The sequence below is a fragment of the Halobacillus sp. B23F22_1 genome, assembly GCF_043497005.1.
In the GTDB taxonomy this organism is placed as follows: Bacteria; Bacillota; Bacilli; order Bacillales; family Halobacillaceae; genus Halobacillus_A.
In genome coordinates this window covers 969,442-991,012 of sequence record NZ_JBIEKE010000001.1, presented here as the reverse complement: position 1 = coordinate 991,012, position 21,571 = coordinate 969,442, and the positions used below count along the sequence as shown (strand labels likewise).

The 21,571-nt window shown below is 40.7% G+C and carries 31 protein-coding genes and 1 riboswitch; of the genes, 10 read left to right on the top strand and 21 right to left on the bottom strand.

Features of this window, described 5'->3' with window-relative positions; translation table 11 throughout:
• Nucleotides 1-51 precede the first annotated feature (51 nt).
• The 11 genes from ACGTNH_RS05160 to ACGTNH_RS05110 all read right to left on the bottom strand — a co-directional run bounded on the left by ACGTNH_RS05160 (nt 52) and on the right by ACGTNH_RS05110 (nt 11,028).
• Entirely contained in the window at nt 52-234 is a 183-nt protein-coding gene (locus ACGTNH_RS05160) for a hypothetical protein (RefSeq protein WP_394585512.1), read from the bottom strand.
• A gap of 157 nt (nt 235-391) precedes the next feature.
• The gene (locus ACGTNH_RS05155) at nt 392-526 is read right to left on the bottom strand and encodes a hypothetical protein (RefSeq protein ID WP_394585510.1); all 135 of its coding nucleotides are present in this window, start codon (nt 524-526) and stop codon (nt 392-394) included.
• Nucleotides 527-872: 346 nt separating this feature from the next.
• A complete protein-coding gene (locus tag ACGTNH_RS05150; protein ID WP_394585508.1) occupies nt 873-1,175 on the bottom strand; it encodes a hypothetical protein in 303 nt (100 codons plus the stop codon).
• A 136-nt stretch (nt 1,176-1,311) separates the two neighbouring features.
• A complete protein-coding gene (locus tag ACGTNH_RS05145) occupies nt 1,312-2,052 on the bottom strand; it encodes an ABC transporter permease (protein ID WP_394585506.1) in 741 nt (246 codons plus the stop codon).
• Complete coding sequence (locus ACGTNH_RS05140; protein ID WP_394585504.1) at nt 2,049-2,960, bottom strand: ABC transporter ATP-binding protein; 912 nt, start codon at nt 2,958-2,960, stop codon at nt 2,049-2,051. Before ACGTNH_RS05140 ends, ACGTNH_RS05145 begins: the two co-directional genes overlap by 4 nt.
• A gap of 99 nt (nt 2,961-3,059) precedes the next feature.
• Entirely contained in the window at nt 3,060-4,505 is a 1,446-nt protein-coding gene (locus ACGTNH_RS05135) for a glycoside hydrolase family 13 protein (RefSeq protein ID WP_394585503.1), read from the bottom strand.
• A 29-nt stretch (nt 4,506-4,534) separates the two neighbouring features.
• Nucleotides 4,535-5,359 (bottom strand): carbohydrate ABC transporter permease, encoded by an 825-nt coding sequence (locus tag ACGTNH_RS05130; RefSeq protein ID WP_394585501.1) that lies wholly within the window; start codon nt 5,357-5,359, stop codon nt 4,535-4,537.
• A complete protein-coding gene (locus ACGTNH_RS05125) occupies nt 5,359-6,219 on the bottom strand; it encodes a carbohydrate ABC transporter permease (RefSeq protein ID WP_394585499.1) in 861 nt (286 codons plus the stop codon). Before ACGTNH_RS05125 ends, ACGTNH_RS05130 begins: the two co-directional genes overlap by 1 nt.
• Nucleotides 6,220-6,289: 70 nt before the next feature.
• A complete protein-coding gene (locus tag ACGTNH_RS05120; protein ID WP_394585498.1) occupies nt 6,290-7,564 on the bottom strand; it encodes an ABC transporter substrate-binding protein in 1,275 nt (424 codons plus the stop codon).
• Between the two features lie 237 nt (nt 7,565-7,801).
• A complete protein-coding gene (locus ACGTNH_RS05115; RefSeq protein ID WP_394585496.1) occupies nt 7,802-8,794 on the bottom strand; it encodes a LacI family DNA-binding transcriptional regulator in 993 nt (330 codons plus the stop codon).
• Nucleotides 8,795-8,928: 134 nt separating this feature from the next.
• Complete coding sequence (locus ACGTNH_RS05110) at nt 8,929-11,028, bottom strand: heavy metal translocating P-type ATPase (protein ID WP_394585494.1); 2,100 nt, start codon at nt 11,026-11,028, stop codon at nt 8,929-8,931.
• Nucleotides 11,029-11,260: 232 nt separating this feature from the next.
• Between ACGTNH_RS05110 and ACGTNH_RS05105 the strand changes: the two genes are divergently transcribed.
• Together ACGTNH_RS05105 and ACGTNH_RS05100 are read left to right on the top strand one after the other, a co-directional pair.
• On the top strand, nt 11,261-11,530 hold the full coding sequence (locus ACGTNH_RS05105) for a hypothetical protein (RefSeq protein ID WP_394585493.1): 270 nt from the start codon (nt 11,261-11,263) through the stop codon (nt 11,528-11,530).
• Between the two features lie 248 nt (nt 11,531-11,778).
• Nucleotides 11,779-11,976 (top strand): hypothetical protein, encoded by a 198-nt coding sequence (locus tag ACGTNH_RS05100; RefSeq protein WP_394585492.1) that lies wholly within the window; start codon nt 11,779-11,781, stop codon nt 11,974-11,976.
• Nucleotides 11,977-12,132: 156 nt separating this feature from the next.
• On the opposite strand, the gene ACGTNH_RS05095 is transcribed toward ACGTNH_RS05100, so the two are convergent.
• Nucleotides 12,133-12,531 carry an RDD family protein gene (locus ACGTNH_RS05095; protein ID WP_394585491.1) on the bottom strand — a complete coding sequence of 133 codons (399 nt, stop codon included), beginning with the start codon at nt 12,529-12,531 and terminating at the stop codon, nt 12,133-12,135.
• Nucleotides 12,532-12,634: 103 nt separating this feature from the next.
• Nucleotides 12,635-12,772: an anti-repressor SinI family protein gene (locus ACGTNH_RS05090; protein ID WP_394585490.1), complete on the bottom strand. Its 138-nt coding sequence runs from the start codon at nt 12,770-12,772 to the stop codon at nt 12,635-12,637.
• A gap of 428 nt (nt 12,773-13,200) precedes the next feature.
• Here ACGTNH_RS05090 and ACGTNH_RS05085 point away from each other — a divergent pair, with 428 nt between their 5' ends.
• The 4 genes from ACGTNH_RS05085 to ACGTNH_RS05070 all read left to right on the top strand — a co-directional run bounded on the left by ACGTNH_RS05085 (nt 13,201) and on the right by ACGTNH_RS05070 (nt 15,612).
• Nucleotides 13,201-13,815 (top strand): hypothetical protein, encoded by a 615-nt coding sequence (locus ACGTNH_RS05085; protein ID WP_394585488.1) that lies wholly within the window; start codon nt 13,201-13,203, stop codon nt 13,813-13,815.
• 614 nt (nt 13,816-14,429) lie between these two features.
• The gene (locus ACGTNH_RS05080; protein WP_394585486.1) at nt 14,430-14,579 is read left to right on the top strand and encodes a Spo0E family sporulation regulatory protein-aspartic acid phosphatase; all 150 of its coding nucleotides are present in this window, start codon (nt 14,430-14,432) and stop codon (nt 14,577-14,579) included.
• 215 nt (nt 14,580-14,794) lie between these two features.
• Nucleotides 14,795-15,247 (top strand): YndM family protein, encoded by a 453-nt coding sequence (locus tag ACGTNH_RS05075; protein WP_394585484.1) that lies wholly within the window; start codon nt 14,795-14,797, stop codon nt 15,245-15,247.
• 53 nt (nt 15,248-15,300) lie between these two features.
• Entirely contained in the window at nt 15,301-15,612 is a 312-nt protein-coding gene (locus tag ACGTNH_RS05070) for a hypothetical protein (RefSeq protein ID WP_394585482.1), read from the top strand.
• Between the two features lie 57 nt (nt 15,613-15,669).
• Here ACGTNH_RS05070 and ACGTNH_RS05065 read toward each other — a convergent pair whose 3' ends face one another.
• From ACGTNH_RS05065 to ACGTNH_RS05050, 4 genes are all read right to left on the bottom strand, one after another.
• Nucleotides 15,670-16,491, bottom strand: a complete 822-nt coding sequence (locus ACGTNH_RS05065) for a manganese catalase (protein WP_394585481.1) — start codon at nt 16,489-16,491, stop codon at nt 15,670-15,672.
• 72 nt (nt 16,492-16,563) lie between these two features.
• Nucleotides 16,564-16,761, bottom strand: coding sequence for a hypothetical protein (locus ACGTNH_RS05060; protein ID WP_394585479.1), 198 nt, complete (start codon nt 16,759-16,761; stop codon nt 16,564-16,566).
• 102 nt (nt 16,762-16,863) lie between these two features.
• Nucleotides 16,864-17,046: a YjzC family protein gene (locus ACGTNH_RS05055; RefSeq protein WP_394585478.1), complete on the bottom strand. Its 183-nt coding sequence runs from the start codon at nt 17,044-17,046 to the stop codon at nt 16,864-16,866.
• A 74-nt stretch (nt 17,047-17,120) separates the two neighbouring features.
• On the bottom strand, nt 17,121-17,393 hold the full coding sequence (locus tag ACGTNH_RS05050) for a general stress protein (protein ID WP_394585476.1): 273 nt from the start codon (nt 17,391-17,393) through the stop codon (nt 17,121-17,123).
• Nucleotides 17,394-17,765: 372 nt separating this feature from the next.
• Between ACGTNH_RS05050 and ACGTNH_RS05045 the strand changes: the two genes are divergently transcribed.
• Together ACGTNH_RS05045 and ACGTNH_RS05040 are read left to right on the top strand one after the other, a co-directional pair.
• Nucleotides 17,766-18,122: a SpoIIAA family protein gene (locus ACGTNH_RS05045; RefSeq protein ID WP_394585475.1), complete on the top strand. Its 357-nt coding sequence runs from the start codon at nt 17,766-17,768 to the stop codon at nt 18,120-18,122.
• A gap of 26 nt (nt 18,123-18,148) precedes the next feature.
• Nucleotides 18,149-18,316 (top strand): hypothetical protein, encoded by a 168-nt coding sequence (locus ACGTNH_RS05040; protein ID WP_394585474.1) that lies wholly within the window; start codon nt 18,149-18,151, stop codon nt 18,314-18,316.
• A 66-nt stretch (nt 18,317-18,382) separates the two neighbouring features.
• Here ACGTNH_RS05040 and ACGTNH_RS05035 read toward each other — a convergent pair whose 3' ends face one another.
• Together ACGTNH_RS05035 and ACGTNH_RS05030 are read right to left on the bottom strand one after the other, a co-directional pair.
• A complete protein-coding gene (locus ACGTNH_RS05035) occupies nt 18,383-19,138 on the bottom strand; it encodes a YqjF family protein (protein ID WP_394585472.1) in 756 nt (251 codons plus the stop codon).
• Nucleotides 19,139-19,208: 70 nt separating this feature from the next.
• Entirely contained in the window at nt 19,209-19,631 is a 423-nt protein-coding gene (locus ACGTNH_RS05030; RefSeq protein WP_394585470.1) for a CBS domain-containing protein, read from the bottom strand.
• A 225-nt stretch (nt 19,632-19,856) separates the two neighbouring features.
• Between ACGTNH_RS05030 and ACGTNH_RS05025 the strand changes: the two genes are divergently transcribed.
• Entirely contained in the window at nt 19,857-20,237 is a 381-nt protein-coding gene (locus ACGTNH_RS05025) for a DUF2512 family protein (protein WP_394585468.1), read from the top strand.
• Between the two features lie 67 nt (nt 20,238-20,304).
• Here ACGTNH_RS05025 and ACGTNH_RS05020 read toward each other — a convergent pair whose 3' ends face one another.
• Nucleotides 20,305-20,595, bottom strand: a complete 291-nt coding sequence (locus ACGTNH_RS05020; protein ID WP_394585466.1) for a YrhK family protein — start codon at nt 20,593-20,595, stop codon at nt 20,305-20,307.
• A gap of 198 nt (nt 20,596-20,793) precedes the next feature.
• A riboswitch (cyclic di-GMP riboswitch) is annotated at nt 20,794-20,878 on the top strand.
• A 17-nt stretch (nt 20,879-20,895) separates the two neighbouring features.
• Between ACGTNH_RS05020 and sda the strand changes: the two genes are divergently transcribed.
• Complete coding sequence (gene sda, locus ACGTNH_RS05015; RefSeq protein ID WP_394585464.1) at nt 20,896-21,069, top strand: sporulation histidine kinase inhibitor Sda; 174 nt, start codon at nt 20,896-20,898, stop codon at nt 21,067-21,069.
• A 104-nt stretch (nt 21,070-21,173) separates the two neighbouring features.
• On the opposite strand, the gene ACGTNH_RS05010 is transcribed toward sda, so the two are convergent.
• Nucleotides 21,174-21,299, bottom strand: a complete 126-nt coding sequence (locus ACGTNH_RS05010) for a Spo0E family sporulation regulatory protein-aspartic acid phosphatase (protein ID WP_394586137.1) — start codon at nt 21,297-21,299, stop codon at nt 21,174-21,176.
• Nucleotides 21,300-21,571 lie beyond the last annotated feature (272 nt).

The window sequence follows — 21,571 nt, the reverse complement described above, 5'->3', positions numbered from 1 at the left end:
CCGCCTCCTTTTGTTGTAAGAATAGCACTGCATCCTGCTGAAGAACGCGGCTTATGTGGCCTGCGCTTCTTCTACTTTAGCGCGCCATTCATTTTGTCGTTTCTTTTGTAAAAGCTCGTGGTAAAAAGCAAGCCGCGCTGTTTCATACAGCACTAAGGCGATGACTACACCAACACCGAAGAGTCCAAGGCCGAGAATGAGACCGCCCCCTGTGATTAGAAACAGACCGAGCAATGCCCTGCGTTTCCCCCTTTATTAAAGAAAAGCTCTGCTTTACGCTGCTGAACGTACTACTATCATGATCATCATGTATATATAACGCCTGCGAAATCCCTAAATACAGCCAAATGAAAAAAGTAAAGAGGAACGTATAGGGGAAGATAAGGATCCGCTAACTTTCTTCATCTGTTTCTCTCTTTTCATTCTGATAGTGCACCCATTTCGTGAACGCTGCAAGTAAAACGACAATTAATGTAATAATGATGGATGTGCGTGTAATCATAAAGAAATAATCAGGGTATGACATCGTAGCCCCCTGAAACCATTCCATTTACATCTTCTGTTGTTCGAGAGCGACTCATAAATGCGATTAAACAAAAAAAAAGAGATAACAAATGTATAAATTCCTGTTTTAACTAATAACTTCTCCATAGTTTCCCCCCTATAGATCGGTACCCATTTATCGGTACCAGGTACAGAAAGTGCGAGTGAGTGTACCTGGTACCAATAAACTATCAATTTTTCATTTTTCCTTTAATTTCTTTCTTCTATTTCTCATTTCTCCCCTGCTTACACCTTTTGGTAATTCTATCATTCTTTCATGGTAACACTAACATTCCATTTGAATGAAGAAAAAAACGATCGAACCCCGCTCAGGATTCGACCGTCTTCCCTTTATCCAGTTCACCCTTAGATTTCATCAAAACAGAACCATCACTCGTTACAAGATCCGTTGCTGCCGTACCGATATACGTTTGTCCCTTAATATCTAATAAATTCAACTTAAATGATTGGTCATCTTTTCCTTTAAATACATCAGGCTCTTTAACTTTAGACAGGCTGACCGTCCAATTCTCAGGTGTACCTTTGTCATCAATGAGCAGCAAACCTTTTGAGAAAGTAATTTCTGAGTTGTCTTCCATATTAAACGCTTTGTTCAGCTTTATGTTTTTCATTTCGATACAACCTCCTCTAGTATAGTATTCCATATCCTAGAGGTTTTTTCCTGCTCACTTGGTAAAGTTGGCTGATACGTTTTATAAAACAATTAAGTGGCGGACTAGGCGGTCATGATTAATTCGGCGAGAATATTTATTTATCACTCCACCGGAAGAACCGTGAAGCTAAAAAGACTGAAACTACACCTATGGATAACAGAATCATAACTTCCAAGCCATAATCAGTGATCGGTCCCTCATTCCACGTACCACGAAGTAATTCAATGACATAATACAGCGGCAATATTTTTGAAGCGTATTGGAGAACAGTCGGCATAAACTCAAGCGGGAAGGTCGCTCCAGATAAAAACAGCATTAAATTTAGAAAAAGTGAACTGATGGCGGCCGCTGCCTGTGTATTTTTAGCAAGTGACGTAATAAATAAAGCAAATGGAAAAAAGGCCAGAATGCTAATGAGCAGCGCTAATAACGTGCTTCCGATGTAGACTGGTAAGTGTAAATCGTACATGAGCATTCCAAATACCATGAGGAGAACAGCTGATATTCCAAAAATAACAGTACCCTGAAGCGTATGTGCAGCAAGAATTTTCCATGATGCCAGCGGAGTTGACTTATATCTCCGCAGCACACCTGTTTCTCGATAACCAGCCAGCACGGTACCAAGTGTAAAAAATGAAGTGGTAACGATATTGACGCCAATCCAGGATGGAACGAACAATTCAGCAAACGAGAAATTTCCCATTGCAGTGTCACCGAACATTGAGCCAAAAAGCCAAATCATAACTACAGGAAATAGAAACGTCCAAAATACACTAAGGCGATCCCTGAAAAACATTTTCGTTTCTAAACGCGCCAGCTTGATCACAGCATTCATTCGGCATGCTCCTTTTTCAAGTACTGGACAAATAAATCATCCAGGGACCCTTTTTCAAATTGGAAGTTGCTGATGGTGAGTTCTTCTTCGTGGCAAAAGGAAAAAATATAGTAGGCCGTCTTTTGCAGATCATCACTAAACACTTTAAAACTATGCTGCTCCTGTTCTACACGGATCACGTCAGGAAACATCATCAGATCTTCCTTATGCAATTGTTCACTTTCAAACAGTAAGTAATGGGCGGCATTATTATTCAACAATTCCTTCGGTGTATCTACCGCCTTCAATTCCCCGCTATAAATCATAGCGACGCGGTCACAAAGCTTCTCTGCTTCTTCCATATAATGTGTCGTTAGGACAATCGTGCTTCCCTGATCCCTCAATAAACGAATCATTGACCACATTTCCCGACGGGCATGCGGATCAAGTCCCATACTAGGCTCATCCAAAAACAAAAGCTCTGGCTTATGAAGCGTAGCTAACGCCAGCGTCACACGCTGCTTCCATCCCCCTGATAAATCAGCGAAATGAGAATTGAGCTTCTCACCCAATCCGAGTATCTTTATGAGCTCTTCCTTTTGAGAAGCACCATGGTAAAAAGAAGAAAACAAATCAAGCGCTTCTTTCACTTTCATTTTTTTTTGAATCGACGTAGCCTGAAACTGAACACCGATGCGATGATTGAGCTGCTTTAATTGACTGCTCGGTTTCAGACCGAGTACATCGACTTCACCGCTGTCAGCTTTTTGAATACCTTCTAGAATCTCAAGAGTGGTTGTCTTTCCCGCCCCGTTTGGGCCAATTATTCCAAAGATTTCTCCTTTATGGACTTGAAATGATACGCCTTTTAACGCTTGAACGCTCCCGTAAGACTTGGTCATATGTTCTACCGATATCACCTGCTCCATAGCTTCCTCTCCTTCTCCTCATTCGGACTCCACTATTTTATCTACGCGACTCTTATGGAAAAGTTTCGTAAATATTTCCATGAAAAAGACACTTACCAATTAGATAAGTGTCCCCTTTAATTGAAAAACCCGTGTTTCAAAAGGCTGTAAAACAGTTTCTTCTAAAGCAGCTTCTTCATAGTTACTCAAGTACAGCTCACTTGCATAATCCTTCCCAAAAGCTTCTGTAGGAGCATGCGTTTCTGTTAAATTAGCCATGACCACAAACGTTTCTCCTTTGAAGTTCCTCGAATAAGCAAAAATTTGATCGTGCTCAGGAAGTTCGAGCTGAAAACTTCCATAAATTAATGCGGGATGGTCTTTTCGCAACTGAATCAGCTGTTTATAGAAGTGATAGATGGAACCGCTCCTTGCCATCGATTCTTCTACGTTAAGCTGCTTGTTATTGGGGTTTACTTTTATCCACGGAGTTCCTGACGTAAATCCGGCATTCTTTTCTGCTGACCACTGCATCGGTGTCCGTGAATTGTCGCGACCACAGTGCCAAATCGCTTCCATTACTTTTTCATGACTCTTCCCACTGGCTGTTTCATACTGATAAAGGTTCTTGGCAGCAACGTCGTCATAGTCGTCAATCGTCGGGAAATGCACATTCGTCATTCCGATTTCCTGACCTTGATAAATAAACGGGGTGCCCTGCATCAAAAAATAAAAAGCAGCTAAGCATTTGCTTGAGGCTGTATGATACTTTTCATCATTACCCCATACCGACACCGAACGGGGGAGGTCATGATTCTCTAAAAACAGAGCGTTCCATCCTGATCCATCAAGCGCCGTCTGCCATTTTGTGAAAATGCGTTTTAAAGTGTGAATATCCAGGCTTTTCTTGCCTTCTTTCCCCCACAAATCGGTATGTTCAAATTGAAAAATCATATTAAATTTTCCATCTTTCTCGCCAACCCATTCATTGGCTTCATCGACACTAACACCATTCGCTTCACCTACCGTCATAATATCGTAGCGGGAAAAGGTTCGGTCCTTCAATTCTTCTAAATAGGTCTGAATTCCTTGCTGATTGCGGTGTCCGTCAAATGAAGCCCAGGCGGATCCTTCAAAAATAGAAGCCCAATTGTTCGGTTCCTTTCCATCTTTACCAGGAAGCCAAATGTAAAAATCCCGGTACGGATTATCTTTGGATGACTTCGATTCTATAAACCACGGGTGTTCATCTGACGTATGATTGATAACCAAATCCATAATCAGCCTCATGCCTCGTTTATGAATTTCATTCAGCAGCTCGTCAAAGTCTTCCATTGTCCCAAATTCACTCATAATTCCCTTAAAGTCACTGATGTCATAGCCATTGTCATCGTTTGGGGATGGATAAACTGGACAAATCCAGATCACATCAACGCCCAGATCTTGCAAGTAATCCAGTTTAGAGAGGATGCCTTGCAGGTCACCGATACCATCACCATTTGAATCCATAAAACTGCGTGGGTAGATTTGATAAGCGACCGCTTCTTTCCACCATTTTCTTTTCATTTCCCTAACCTCCTGCTTCTTTCTCTTCGTTACTTCACGGCTCCTTCAGAAACCCCGGCAATGATTTGTTTCTGGGCAAAAAAGTAGCCAATAATGACAGGGATGATCGCAATCGTTAACCCAGCTAACGCCAAATGCCACTGCTTCGTATATTGACCAAAGAAGAAAAACATTTTCAACGGGATGGTCGCATTGGCCTCACTTAAAACAAGGGAAGGCAGCAAATAGTCGTTCCAAATCCAAATGACATTTAAAATTCCAACTGTAACGGATATCGGTTTTAATAAAGGGAAAATGATCCACCAGAACAATTGAAATCGATTCGCTCCATCGATAATTGCCGCTTCATCCATCGACTTCGATACTCCCGTCATCGCTCCGTGGTATAGGAAAATAGATAAACTGCACCCAAACCCTAAGTACATGAAGATTAATCCACCGGCGTTTAACATATCAGCCTGTCCAAACAAGGCAACTAACGGAATCATCACAGACTGAAACGGAATCAGCATCGCTGCCACAAACACGAAAAACATCACGCCGCTCAGCTTACTTTTATTTCGTGCCAGCGCGTAGCCGGCCATCGAGGAAAAGAGAATGATGACGGCTACGCTGACGCCCGTAATCAAAGTCGAATTAAACAGCGACTTTAGAAATTCAAGATCAATAAATGCTTCCACAAAGTTTTCAGTAATCCATTCTTCTGGAAACCCGAGAACGCCTGTGAAAATATCGCGCTTCGTTTTAAACGCATTCACAATCATTAAGTAAAAGGGGGCAATCCATAAAAGTCCCAGCACTAATCCGAGAATTTCGATGGAGAATAAGTTCCGCTTCTCGTAGTTTTTCTTCATTACATTTGCACCTCTCGCTTTTTGTTGTAATAGACCTGCGTTAATGCAACAACTGAAACAATAAGGAAGAAAATGACCGCCTTCGCCTGCGCGTAAGCCATGTCGTTATCTGAGAACGCTGTATTAACGATGTCCATCGCCACCATCTGCGTTTGATTGGCAGGGCCGCCGTTCGTTAACGATAGGTTCTGGTCGTAAATTTTAAACGACATCGACAGCGTTAGAAACATACTGATTGTAAAGGCCGGAGCCACCAGTGGAAAAGTGATATTCTTAAAACGCTGAAAGGCACTCGCGCCGTCAATTTTCGCCGCTTCAATTAAATCTTTCGGGATATTCTCAAGGTACGCAATGTAAATGATCATAATGTAGCCGGCCATCTGCCAGCAGGTAAGAATGACGATCCCCCAGAACCCCGTGTTCGCGGTTGAGAGCCAGCCGTTAAATCCTTCAATTCCCGTGAGACCGCCAATATCCCCGAACACGCTGATAAAAATAAACTGCCAGATGAACCCGAGAATCAGCCCGCCGATTAAGTTCGGCATAAAGAAGATCGTACGCAGCAAATTACCTGATTTAATATTACGGGTTACGATTAAAGCAAGCCCGAGACCAAAAAGGTTTAATAAAATCACTGTGACAAAGGCAAATTTGGTCGTAAACCAGACAGCCTGCATAAACTCATCTTCCTGAAACAAACGGATGTAGTTCTGCCATCCGATAAATTGATCCGCCCTTAACCCGTTCCAATCGGTAAACGAATAGACCAGTCCGTAAAGAAACGGAATCACCACAACAATGCTTAAGCCAAGTAAAACAGGGGTAAGAAACAACCAAAATGAAAGCGTCCGATTACTCATAACAGCCTCCTTGCATTTTTAAATGAGGAGAGCTAACAACCTAAGCTGTTAGCTCCTCTTCACATTTTATTTAATCCTGTCTGTAGTTCTCCCAGCGGCTGATGGACTTTTCTTCCACCTCGTCCCACGTCATATCTCCACTTACATATTCCTGAATATAACCGCCGATATCCTCGCCCCACGTGCCCGGATAGCCAAGGAGAACCCAGCCGATCGTATCTCCTTCAGACGCGTATTTATAAATTTCTTTTGACAACGGATCCGCGATATTTTCCGTATCGAAACCTTCATAAGCAGGGATAAACTTTAATTCTTGAAGAACTGCTTCCTTGCCGGCTTCAGACGTGTACATAAAGTCAATAAAATCCTTAGACGCTTGCACTTCTTCTTCGCCGCTATTCTTATTCACACCCCAGTAGTTCGGAATTCCAACAGGCATCTTGCCTTCGAACCCTTCGACGGGAATAGGAATAATCCCCATGTTTTCTTCGGCAAATTCAGGATCCATCTGTTCAACCGACGGATAAATCCAATTCCCCTGCTGAATAATCGCCACTTCCTCTAGAGAAAAATGCTGCTCTACCTGTTGAGAGTAATCCAGCGTCAAGCTAGGCTGAATCGAATAATCATTTTGCAGATCAATCATTTTTTTAAACTCGCCGCCTTTTTCAAAATCTACACTGTCTGCTTCATAAGCATTCAAAACTTGTTGATCAAATTCCGGCGCTATAAATACATTCGATAGATGGCTTCCAGGAACCCATTTTTCTTTAGCCGGGAAAGCAAAAACGGCTTCTAATCCTAAATCTTCTTTTTGACTGTCCAGTTCTTCCACAGCACTCTCTAAGTCTTCATAAGATTTAATCTCTTCAGCGTTCACACCTGCTTCTTCAAATACACGCTTGTTGTAGATTAATCCGTATCCTTCCTGGTTAAAAGGAAGACCGCGAACTTCCCCGTCTTTAGTCACGGGTTCAAGCGTACCTTCAAGCGCGGCGTCAGCCGATGCTGTATCAGATAAATCCGCTAAATACTGTTCAAAACTCTCAGATTCTGTAGGGCCGGCAACACTGAAGATTTCAGGTTCATCCCCAGAAGCAAATCTTGTTTTCAGCGATCCCGCATAATCGTTTCCGCCCCCGACACTTGTAATTTCAATATTTACATTCGGGTTTTCTGATTCATATTGCTCGGCAAGCGCTTCAAACTGATCTTTAAATTCGACTTTTCCTTGATAAATTTCCACCGTCACCTGATCTTCTGAACCTTCACCGGAACCGCCGGAGGAAAACGAACACCCTGTTAACCATAGAGAAGCTGCAACTACCATCATCATTTTCTTCATTTGACTGAACACTTCCTTTGTTTATGTGATATCGGTTTCACAAAAAGATAAAATAAAAAACCTTATAACAACTCAGTCTTCAAACCATTCCCCAACACCAACCTGGCTACTCGTGACAACAAATGCATGTGATATCGGTTTCATATTTATCAAAAAAATAAGAAACCAATAGTCACAATTTATTTCTACGTAAAGTATACGTCATCATGATATCGGTTTCAATAGTTTTTTTGAAAATTAAGTAGATTTTCTAACAAGCAGTTCTACAGGCAGTTCAATATTTTCAGGAACTGTTTCCTTGCTATTCATAGCTGCAATCAGCTGAGCCACCGATTTCTCACCTAATTCATCTACCGGCTGACGAATTGTCGTTAGTTTTGGCTCCAACATCTCAGCGACCGGTTGATCGTCAAATCCCATGACCGCCAGATCCTCCGGAACACGTACCCCGTTTTCCTTCGCTTCCATGATGACACCAGCGGCGATTTCATCGCTGCCTGTAAAAATAGCCGTCGGTCGGTCAGCCATTTCAAGGAGCTGCTTCATCACTTTTCTACCATCATCAATCGTATGTTTATTAATGAAAATCCAGTTCGTATGAATGCTGAGCCCTGCTTCGGAAAGCGCGTGCTGATAGCCATTGTTGCGATCCTTGTCCTTCCCATCCTCCGCAAATAAGCCGCCGGTACAATACCCAATCTTCGTATGACCCTTATCAATCAAATGTTTTGTGCCGATATAGGCGGCCTTCGATTGGTCCAGACGAACGATTGGTGCGTTCGAGTGCGTTAAGTATTCGTTACACAGCACGATGGGACCAAATTTCGTATAAGGCTCAATCACTTCCCAGTCGTTTTCGATCGCTGTCATAATCAGGCCGTCCACCTGGCGATTCTTGAGCAGATTAAGAAAGTATAGTTCTTTATCTTTCTTTTCGTTGCTTTGAAACATCAACACCTGATAATTGTTTTTATATGCCGCTTGTTCAATCGAGTTGACTAAATACGAAAAAAACGGGTTAACGATTCTTGGAACAATTACACCTATCGTGCTCGTCGTCGATCCCCGCAGCCTTCGTGCTGACGGATTAGGTACATAGCCGAGCTCTTTCATCGCCTGTTCCACGCGCTCCCGTTTTTCTTTTGCAATATAAGGATGATTGTTAATCACCCGGGAAACAGTTGCTTTCGACAAACCCGATAACTTTGCCACATCCGAAATCGTAGGCATCCACATCACTCCATCGATATATGAAATCAGTTTCATAACTTTAGTCTAATCAACAGAGAAAGATTATGCAATCAAAAAGAAGATTTGTCAGTGTAAAAAATGATTTTTAAATACTTTTTTGGTACCAGGTACGCTTAGATGACTTCTCTGTACCTGGTACCTAATAATTTTGCGTTGATGGCGACTATGATTGTGCTGAGACTCATTAGTACGGCTCCGACTGCGGGGCTTAGTACAATGCCGATGGGGGCAAGAATTCCTGCGGCGAGTGGGATGGCTGCTATATTATAGCCTGCAGCCCACCATAGGTTTTGCACCATTTTGCCGTACGTACGCCTGGATAATTCCATGATACTGACTACATCCTTTGGATTGCTTTTCACTAGAACAACATCAGCTGTTTCCATTGCCACGTCCGTTCCGCTGCCGATGGCAATGCCTAAGTCTGCGGTAGCCAGAGCCGGGGCATCATTCACGCCATCTCCTGTCATAGCTACCTTCCAGCCTTTCTGCTGGATGTTTTTAATTTGATCGGATTTGTGATGAGGGAGTACTTCCGCATACACTTCCTCAATCCCAATCTGTTCTGCGACCCAGTCGGCAACCTTCTGATTATCTCCTGTCAGCATAATCGGATGGATGTCCATCTCTTTAAGGCTGGCCACTGCATCTTTAGCAGAGTCACGAACCATATCTGCTAATGCAATCATACCTGCTAGTTGTTTCTCAATAATGACAAATACGACCGTTTTCCCTTTTTCTGAAAGATCGTTAAAAGCCTGTTGATCATACGTCATGTCTTGTTCGCTCACGTATCCTGGACTGACAACGAGAACTTCTTTTCCTTCTACAGTACCTTTTAACCCTTTTCCGGTCATCGACTCAAAGCCTGAAACTTGTTTCAAGGTAAGTTCTTTTTCCTTTGCTTCTTGTAAGACTCCTGCCGCAAGGGGATGCTCTGAATTCTGTTCAGCACTTGCTGCCCAGAGAAGAACTTCATTTTCAGTAAAATCGTTAGAAGAAATGATATCGGTAACACCGAATTCTCCTTTGGTCAGTGTCCCGGTTTTATCAAAAACCACAGCGTTCAGCTGACGGGCCCCTTCGAAATTGGTACGGTTTCTAATTAACAACCCTTTTTTGGCAGCAATCGATGTGGATACCGCCACTACAAGGGGAGCGGCCAAACCAAGCGCGTGGGGACAGGAAATAACCATGACCGTTACCATACGTTCAAAGGCCATATCAAAGCCATAGCCTAAAGCGAGCCAGATAAACAAGGTTCCAAATCCGGCTGCTAACGCGATGTAAAACAACCACTTTGCCGCTCGGTTAGCTAAATCCTGGGTTTTCGATTTCGAATCCTGCGCTTCTTTAACTAATGTAATCACCTGTGAGAGGTACGTCTCATACCCAGTTTTCTTCACTTCAATGGTTAAAGAGCCTTCCTGGTTTACAGCTCCGCCAATCACTTCATCGTCAACATTTTTTTCTACAGGCATAGACTCACCCGTCAGCATCGATTCATCAATCGCTGATTTCCCGTCTTGAATCACCCCGTCTACAGGAATTTTCTCTCCAGGTTTGACGAGTACTCGTTCTCCCGCATCCAGCTCAGAAACAGCAACGTCCTCTGTTTCTCCGTTTTCCTTCACGCGATGGGCTTCATTCGGCATCAGTTTCACCAGCTGCTCCAGCGCATTGGATGCTCCCATGATCGAGCGCATTTCTATCCAGTGACCAAGCAGCATAATATCAATTAACGTGGCAAGTTCCCAGAAAAAGTTATTCCCGCTCCATCCAAACACAACGAGCGAGCTATAACCGTACGCTACAAAAATAGCTAAACCGATTAACGTCATCATCCCTGGGTTCTTTTGTTTTAACTCACTCCATGCTCCTGTAAGAAACGGCCACCCCCCATAGAAAAAGACAATGGTAGAGAGGCAAAATAAAATCCACAGATCATACGGAAATCGCCAATCCACTCCCATAAAATCCTGAATCATTGGAGATAAAATAAGGATGGGAATTGTCAATAATAAGGAAATATAAAAACGTTTCTTAAAATCCGCGATCATATCTCCGTGGTCATGATGATCGTGTCCTCCATGATCATGACTATGTTCTTCATGAGAGTAATGATCATCGGTCACCTCTTCCCCTTCATGATTATGGCTTTCTTTATGAGGATGATCCTGGTTTTGTTTCTCTTTTGCTTCATCTTTAGACATCACACCTGCTCCTTTCTTCACCTATTTTCCTCTATATAAAAGAAACTTATGCCATCCGTCTTCTAAGATGGCTTTTAGGACAGTTCCACTAAATTGTCGAGATTTTATGAAGTGGAGGACTTTTTTTGGATAAATACGAGAAGTCTGGTTGTCCAATTTTAATGTTATAATTTTCTGATTATTTGGATAAAATAATCTAACAAGAGAACATTAAAAAAAAGAGGTGAATATAATGGAGTTTGAGGCCAAATGTAAACGAAGTATATTCAGCAAAGTTCCAGTTAAATTGAATGCAGCCAAAGATGAAGAATCATTTAAGAAATTGTTAGATTCTCCTCATCATTGCTTTTTCACAGAAGGAGAATATTACACCTTCAAGGTCGGCCAGCATGTATGGGAAAGTGTTAATAACTTTTCAGACTGGCACCTGTTCAATGTAAGCCGGGATTTTGATACAGTAGCTGACCATTTTGAATTAAAGACGCTGTCCAAAATTAAATAGAATGAACCTGGCTCTATTATGAAGAACGAATCCAAGAAACTTACATATTGGATTCGTTCTTCTTTTGTTCTATTGCCGTTGGAAAAGTTCAATATTCTTTACATATATAATCATCATTACTAATGCCATTAGTTGAGTTATAGGAGAAGATCTTCCCAGGGAGCAAGATTGTTTAAAGATGCAATTGATAAAAAATTCACTCGTATAGGAAAAGTACTGTCCAGGCTTTACCTCCATGTTTTATAGTAATGGTTCATAATTATTCATTATGGATTATAGGTGCTGCGCTCCCTGGAATAGGAACAGCTATGGTTTATCCCACCATTCTCGCATCAATAAGTGATGTGGCCCAACCAGAGTGGCGGGCCACATCTATGGGCGTTTATCGATTTGGGCGAGACAGCGGCTACGCTTTTGGCGCTTTAGTGGAAGCATTGCAGATATAATCAATGTCAATTGGACCATTGGTTTTGTGGCGGTACTTCCTTTTCTATCCACCATCATAGCATGGACAAAAATGAAAGAAACGCTTCAAGCGGATCAATTTGAACGTGCTAATTGACTTCATCGATCGTTCCCTCATGGTAGGTCATATGCTCAAATTAACAGGATTCAACTTCTTTCACGATCGTCCCTGCATAACGGTCATGCGGCAAAAGCGCACCATCTTCTTCAGTGAACCCTTTTCGATCCTTCAAATAACGAAAACTGCTGACCGTGTCCCGATACGCCAATCGTTTTAGCAGCTGATTCGAAGTCGGCTCCCCTCCATCTTCATTTTCCAGTGCCAGTCCCATCATTTTATAACCTGCCGTCTGCCCGCACCGCTTCAGCTGTCCATATTCCAGCACCCACATGACGAGAGTCGGAGTTACCAACGCGTGCACAGCTTCATTTTTTATTTTTTTCCGCAGCAGCTTCTCCACACTTACCGTAACGGCTGTTGAAATAGCAAAGTCAATGAATATAGCTGCTGTGCGTTTTTTGGAAATGGTTGTCATCGTCTTTCCTCCTTCATTTTTAATGTCATTTTTTACATACGAGCATTATTTGTAAAAAGTTTCATAAAGAGAGAGCCTGCTTTCCCTAAACAGGCTCTCTCTTTCATTCTTTAGTTTTTCCGCCATTGGCAAAAAACTTCTGCACTTCTTTTTTCGAAAATCCCAGAGCCTTTGCCACCTTCATCAATTCCATCCACTCGTCGTCTAATGTTTTTAACGATTTCCCTTGAACTGAATCCATCCGTTTACTGATCCCCTCCAATTTTTACCTTTGGCAATAATGAACAATTCCCCTGGCTATACAGGATGGTGCCACTTCATTGATGAATCGCTTTTTAATGATCACAAGATCGACGGCCACTATCAAAGCCATGATCCCCCTGCTCGCCGAACGAACAAGATAGATACGCCGACAGCTGGAAATTTATTACTTTCTAGTAGTATAAATTAATTCGTTAAAAAGAACAATACGTTTTTTCCCTTTCCTCCCAGGCTTTTATTCGGAAGTAACGTATAGAATGGTTTATTTTAAGACAGGCTGGGTATTATCTATACAAATAACGCAATCCATCAAGCCCAGCCCAAACGAACTATCTACTATCAAGGGTTTAATGGCGGTATGGAAATCTTATAACAAACAATGAAACGACAGGAAAAGGAGAGATTTTTATGACCAGTCCACAATCCATTGTTAATCGTCTGACTCACTTTACTGCAGAATCCTATAATGAGCACACTGATTCAGAAGCAATCCAGAAACTGCGTCATGACTATGAGTGTGCGGTATGGAAAGCGATCGAAATGTACAGGGAGGCCAATGAAGATATTCGTCCCGAGGTCGTACGGTACAACGAGCTCGTATTAAAAATTAAAATGAGCCTGGGGCAGGAAAACTGCCGTACGGTAAATCAAATTCTTAAGATGGAAGAGAACTTAAGAAATGAAAAACCATCAGACACATGTGAGCTTCAGGTCACCAATCATTCAGAGATCGTCGACCGATTGGTTTACTTAACCGCAGAAGCTTTTCAAGATGATTTTCAGTCGGAGGCTCTCCAAAAATTACGCCATGATTATGAATGTGCCCTGGAGGATGCCGTCCAGACTTATAAAAAATCTTATAATAAAATGTATAATGAATCGATCCGATATAATGAATTTGTAAACAAAGTAAAATCATTCCTCGGTCAGAAAAACTGCGATCACATCGACCGAATTCTCACTTGGAATGAAGACTTAAACGAAGGCATAAGTATACGCAGAAGTCACGGCTATATTAAGTAAAAAAGATTCCAAAAGGTTAGCTAATGAAAAAATGAAGGATTAAAAGTCATGAACTTTATAAAAACGGTCTGTATGAGCTTTATGTTCATACAGACCGTTTTGTCTTTCTTTATAAGGGGTTCTAAGCTCTATTCCATGCCTTCAACCCTGGACTTTGTCTCTGTTCGCAATATAAAAATGGATATATTTACATTTTACTGATATAATATTAACCTTTATTATGATTTAGGAAAACAAATTATTATTGAGGAGTGTACGAGCAATTAAATATAATTTCTACCATGAGCATTATAGCACCAAAGAATTAGTGGAACTTTACCAACAGATTCTTATGCATATTACAAGCGGGGATTTAACAAACGCCATGTTTAACGAAATCGATTTAATCGAAAAAGCTGCAAGAAAGAGACATCTCTCCCTGAGTTATAAGAGAAGAAATTTAAAACATTCACAAGTATTAGTTACCATTCAAAGCTTGTCGAGACACTAAACTCAACTTTTTCGTTTATTTATTCGACAGACAAGGAAAACCTTCGACATCCTTCTGTTTTTATTGGAGGATTTGCGATATGATGGTGTAAACGCTAACATCTTTTAGGGTGGTGAAGAATTGAATGAGGGAAAGTTCCTTAGACATCCAGATCGAAAAATTAAGAACTAAAATGTACGAAGCTTACCGCAGCAATAAACCATATAAAGAAATATTAGAAATCTCTCAGCAGTTAGATAAGCTTTTAAACCAACTCAGTCGAAAGTCTAAATAATTTCTTCACATCTATAATATAACTTCCCAAACATGTCTACTCTTACGGAACGGAGCACGGGTTTCTACCTTATGTTAAGCAGTTCCTTCTTCTCAATTCCGAAAGTCTTCTTCGGTTTTTCATTTACCAGCCAGGATCATTTTCTGTCAGCCTCTTTCACCATTGAATAAAAGTAATCCCTTCTACAAAGCCTATGAGTGTAGGAGGTGAATACAATGGAAAATGTAAAATTAATGGGATTGAAGTTTATAGTTAGTCTCGCTATTCTCTATATGATTTTAGGGGTAGGGTTTGATGTTTCTTTCGGTAATGTTTTCTTAATCACTCTTGTTCTAGGTATTGTTTCGTATGTACTGGGTGATAAGATTATCTTGGCTAGAAGCAACAATATTACCGCAACTATAGCTGATGCTGTTCTAGCTTTTGTCGTGATTTATATGATGACTGATGCTCTTACCGTGGGAAACACTGTTTTTGAAGCCACTCTTATTTCGACCATCTCTTTAGCGATTTTTGAGTATTTCTTCCACCAGTCAGTTGCACGAACGTTAAAAGACGTGGATGAGCAGAAGAGAGATGTTGAACAGAAAAATACTACAGGCCAGTTAAGTATGGAAGCCTCCGAAGAACTAACACCAGACGACCCACGTAATAAGGAAGAACGATAAAACTTTACTCAGTTTTATCGTTCTTCCTATCTTGTTACAGGAGAATAAAGCAGATGACAAAAAAGAATCAGAAATATACAGACTTTGCAAATGCTGAGACACAGCGTAACTTTCTTACTTCAGAAGAATTTCCAGAAGGTTCTTTTGGGCACCCAGAAGGAAAAGTTAAACCAGTAAAAAACAAAGAGACTCCCTGGAAAGAGGGTCAACAATATTACAGTAATTTTGCCTATGAGAACCGGAATCTTCACCAAAACTTACCAAGGCAATATCCTGGTGCCCACCCGACTCATGATGATAAAAATGAAAATAGTGAAGATCCGTACAACACGTCTCCCAATGAAAACAATAGTCAAATGGAATAATCATCAAAAAGCCGTTTCAACGTAAGGTTTAATTTTGAAACGGCTTTCTTCATCTTTTTATTTTTGGGGCGGTGTCCCATGCACGTAATTAGGTGCCGGCTTAAGTTCTTGTTTTCCTCCATGAGCCTGTGGTTCTTTCACGTACCCGAATTCACCATTCCCATCTGGCGTTTTACCTGAGGTCCAGTTTCCTTCTGTACTTTCTTCTCCTTCTGAGAAGTTCAATAAATCATAGGAAAATTCTGCAGCTTCCCATTCTTTTGGTACTGTGCCTGGAACTGTGGTGCCATGCTCTTCTTCCAGTTCTTTAAGAGCAGCGATCCATTGGTTTTGGTGCATTGTATCCCGTGCAAGCAGGAAGGAAAGCATTTCTTTGACGCCACGGTCGTCTGTCATTTCATATAAACGAGCAACCTGTAGTCTTCCCTGTGATTCAGCATTTAAATTGGCGCGCATATCTGTGATAAGGTTCCCGCTCGCTACAATGTATCCAGCATTCCACGGGACCCCGGTACTGTTCTCCGGCATCGCTCCGAGTCCTGATACGATAGCGTGATGGGGGTTCATTCCTCCCATAATTGCGCCAATGACAGGATCCTCTGCTGCCTTTTCCTGTTCGTGAAGAGGCGCATCATCTAACAAACGAGCAATCATAGTAGAGATCATTTCAATATGTCCCAGTTCTTCAGTTCCCGTATCCATAATCAGATCCTTATACCTTTCGTCTCCTCGTGCATTCCAGCCTTGAAATAAGTACTGCATCGCAACTGATATTTCTCCAAACTGACCGCCTAGTATTTCTTGGAGCTTTTTAGCATAAACAGGATCCGGACGTTCTGGCTTTGCGTGATATTGAAGTTCTTTTCTATGAAAAAACATAAGAGAAATCCACCCCTTCTTTTTTAATTTGATTCTTTATGATCAATATAAAACCTTGTACATCTACCACTTTCATACACAATCACGTAAGGCTTTTCTTCTAAAGGAAAATTCCACACGTATGGGATTAACCTTTAAGATATTTAACAACTGTTCCTCGCTGACCAATTCATCCAGTTGAAGAAATACTCTATTCCCTTCATTTTCTGTATCAAAAGCGACTTTGGAGTACCCATCATTTTTCAATGTATGGAGAGGTTTCAGCGTCACAGTTACATCCCCTTATCGTATCTAGAGTGATCTTAGAAAACAGATTTTTTCAAAAAGAATCCCCTCTTGATTCATTAACCAAGAGGGGATTCTTTTAAATCTTTAAGAAGATTTCACCCAATAAGCGGCTTCGTTCTCTGAAGGAGAAGGTGGAAATTGATCTCCTTCATTCAGATTTATCGTTGTGTTATCTTGACTGGAATTTCCGTTTTGTAGCTTGTCTACTTTATATTTACCGCTTTCTGGAGCTTTTTCTCCTGTTTTATACTGTTTGTTATTTGCCATTGGTATACACCTCCGAGAAAATTTTAGTTGATGGTTATGCCAGTAACCAGTTTCTTATATTTTAAAAAGTGTTGTTAGGAACTGCGGTTGGAACCGCTGCTGGAATTACGTCCGCCTTTTTGGCAGATCTTTTCATAATGTTCTTCACCGTATTTTTCACTGGTGGTTTCCCCACCTTTTTGGCCAATGTTCTCAAAGTGATCCTGATCATATTCCTTGCTGGTCGTTTCTCCGCCTTTTTGACCGATATCCTCGAAGTGCTCTTGGCTGTATTTGTTACTTGTTTTTTCTCCGCCTTTACGCCCAGCTTCTTCTCTGCTCATGTTACTTTGATTGTTCTTAGCCATATTATCTTGCCTCCTTATCAGATTTATTTGGTGTTACATATATTAACTTTCTCATTTTTCAGTTAAGTTAAACTACGGGTTTTTTAAAAATATTTTTTGTAAAATATATGAAATATTGGTAATTGATTCTTAATAAAAAATAATCTTTTATGCCTATTGATGTTGTGGATTTTCAATAAGAAATAAAACAACTTTCTTCTCTGAATACCTTGTTATTACATGATTTACCAAAATAAACACAGGCGTTATTTACCATTTTATAAATGCAAACACAACTAAGGATGCATGTTCGGGGAGGTCTATATAATCATTTACACCAACGTTTATAGTTGGTTCTTATCGTGAATGGTTTCATAAGAAGGAGAGGTTTACATGTTTACCATTTTACCCAGTCATGACTCATCAACGATCGTTGTTGAGATCAAAGGAGAAGCCACTGGCAGGGACGCTCTTCATCTCGATGAATATATTGAAAAATGCTTTAACGAAGATGACAAGTTTAATGTGATCGCTTATATAAAAGAATTGAATGGAATTACGCAGCAGGGACTTCTTAAAGGAATGAAAGTGGATGCTAAACGCTGGAAACAGTTTAATAAATTTGCAATGATCAGCAACAAAGACTGGATTAAAACACCTGCAAAAGTTGGGAAGTATCTACCTGGTATTCAAGTAGAGGTATTTGAAGATAGGGAACAGGAAAAAGCATGGAAATGGATGAAACAGTAATGCAGATTGGAAGGTAAGTAAAGTTGATGTCAGAAAACGAACGATCGAGCAACTCTATTGCAGCGAGAGAGCATAAAGGTTCCAGGTACCGAAAAGCTGTAAAAGAGCGAAGTGCCAAGTGTGAATTTAGGTACCTGGTACCCGGTGCGCAAGAGGAAGCTGAAGTCGTGCCCACAGAAAGCGGAGTGTTTTGACGGAGCGACGGTGTGGAGTCTCATTAACATAAATAATCCGAACTGATTTCTCCAGAATCGTTCGGATTATTTTATTTTTGTCTCTGCCTGTTTCAAAAGCTTAAGCGGCCAGAATAATACTCGTTTGGATTTCACGTAATGAAGCAGCGGCGGTTTTATCATCTCGTTAACAGGAAAAGGAATTAAGTTAAACGCTTGAATATCTGCTTGAGCCTCCTGAACCTCCCATTTCGTATGGTGAATTCCGATTTCGACAAGAAGACTGCCAAGAGAGCTCCAGGCATAATACCTTTCCAACAGCCATTGTTCAAGCGATTCATCTTTTGGGTAATAGATAGCTGAGTGAGGTCGGTATATCCCTTGAAGAAGTGCTCCTGTCTTTCCTTTTCGCTTGCTGGAAAACTGAAAACGTCCGTCTTGCTTCTGCATCTCCATTTTTGCGTAATAATAAGGCAGCGTTGTCATTCGGGCGCCAGTTACCGCTAAGACTTTACTGGCATCTAAACTGAAAAAATAAAGGCCAGAAACTCCGTTACATTTTACATAGGTTCTTACATTGAGTTCTAAATAAGTATTTACAGATGGAAAAGGCGGTAATTTCCTTATGTGCATATCGCTAACTTCAAATGGAAGGATGGTAATCCAGGCTTCCCCGCCATACGTGTCTAACGAAAGATCTTCTGGAATGTATGGTTCTACCGTTTCTTTCTTTATAGGAAAATGTAGAAATAAAAGGTGCTGCCACCTTTGAGTCATGATCCAGTGACCATCGGGTAATGGAAAGGTTCTATGGTCTGTCTGTTCTATGATTGGTTCATACATATCCGCTACCTCCTATAAAAAAGGTACGCTATGGCCAGATAGCGTACCTTTAATAACTTTTTTCTAATAACTAGTTGTTTCCATTCCCTTTAGAGACTTCCCGGACAATTCCTGCGGCTGCTTCATCAATACCCTGATAACCAATGTCACCTAAAGTAATAACACCTTTAATCTTATCACTTTCTACAATTAAAAGTCTTTTGATTTGGTGCTCCTGCATAAGACGAGCAGCTTCTTCAACCTCCATATCCGGATAACCGGTTATGATTTTCTCTGTCATCACATCCGAAGCTTTAATCTCACCAGCTGAACCTTTGGCTAATCCTTTTACCACAATATCCCGGTCTGTTACAACTCCTACATACTTATCTCCCTCGGCGATCGGAACAAATCCCACATCTTCATCTCTCATCTGCTTAGCTAACGAAGCTAGATCATCCGAAGATTTACAAGTCGTCAGGTTAGTAGTCATCACATCTTTTACTTTGCTCATTGTCCATCCACCTTTCTTCATGTAGTAATTGCTATATTTTAGCAATTGCCGCCTTGAAAGCCTTTTAAACCTGGCAGGATAAATATGCCCGTTTCGGCCTACGGTTATCGAACTAGAAAAGGGATAAGTAAGAAAGACCATAGTCCTCATTTTTTAAGAAATCGTTTAAAGCTTCCAATCTTCGGAAATTAAATCAGCAAATGAATAAGTAAAGGTGGGAAAAATATGAACCATATGAAGGCGCTTATCGTTAAAGGAATAATGACGATAGGTGTGCTGTCTCTCGTTTTAAGTTTAAGCTATGGCGTTCCTTTTCTAAGGGTATTGGTACTGAGTCTCGTGCTTGGGGCTGTTTCTTATGCAGCCGGGGACCTTACCATCCTGCCCCGAACGAACAACTTAACAGCAACGATCGCCGATTTTGTATTGACCTTTATAATCGTTTTCGCAAGCAGTGCATGGATCTTTTCGTTAGACGGTTCTGCCTTCCTGGCGTCACTTATTTCAGCCGGAATTATGGCAGTTGGTGAGTATGGATTTCATATCTTTCTAGCGTCCCACATCCTGCCTTCCAATGCCCGATTACGAACGGATGAATACTATTAATAGCAAGTAGAGCAGCGAAGATTTCTCTTCGTTGCTTTTTTGTGTCAAAAGGGAAGCAGCATCAGCTTTAAGGCCCTCCTTCTTTTCCTATAGTTTTTTTCATTTCATTTTTAAAAGTCGTGTCATGAATAAACTTAAGGACCGGGCGTGTTCCGAGAAATAAGCTGCCGAGCAGGTAACATGCATTTCCATACAATGCTGTTCCTGAAAAGAAATTAAGCGAACTACCTGTGATAAAAAAGACACCTACAAGGACATCGTTAAAAAGAGAAATAAACTTATACCTTCTTCTGAAAAAAACACGAAAGCGCCCCGCCTTTAAATCCAGATAATTTTTTCCTTCTGTAAGTTTTGGCATACCCCTTTCTCCTTTCATGGGTTCTTCTTTGATTACTAGTTACCAACCTATTTTTTTATTAAACTATCTATTAAATAAATCCTCCTTTTCTCCTTTGAATTTCTTTCTACATGATCTGTTTTTTTATTGGACGTTAAATATATAATGTTTATATTTTTCTTTTTATATAGAGTATAATGTAGATAGTTTAACGAAATATTTAACACGAGAATGTGATGACTTATAATTCGTATGTGGGCACTTGAATTATAATGAACAAGTAGTGCAACCGGCTCCTTAAAAAGGAGAGAAGAACCAGCTATGGCATATATGAGTAGAGACAAAATCATCGAACTCCCGGATGATGTTCTAATACGCACGTATTGTGCCGCTCTAAAAATCAACGTGTCTAATGATTTTTTAAATTTAATCATTAAGGAACTTCAACGCAGAAATATAGATTACAGTTATTTATATTCAAAAGAGCTGGAATAAAAGTTATAAAAAAATGGAAAACCACCCTTCATTCATGCTGTTTTCTATATAAGTCAGGTGACTTTCCACTCACAATCCACCTAGACGAGAGGAGCAATTCGAAATTACTTCTTTGTGAGACGGTTATACTCGTTTAAGAGCTTATCCAGGGATTGCGAAATTTCAACCACTTGGGGGCTTTGAGGATTTTTTTGAAACTCTTTGTACATTTCCAGTCGTAGTTGTTCAATTCTTGCTTCTAATTGCTTGATCGTAATTCTGACACCCCCAATGGTGTCAATATACCCCTTTAATAGTCAATCCATAACTAATTGATACGATTTGATTCTAAAGCATGAAAACATCACAATCTTCAATTCGTTCGTTCAGCCTTTCTGGTGAATACGAATGCTATTCGACCTAGAAGATTACCCTTTTGTTGTCTATCGTATACCATTTTTTCGGGAAAGAAAAAGTCACCCTTATCCCATGAAAGATAAGGATGACGACAAGTGTTATTTTC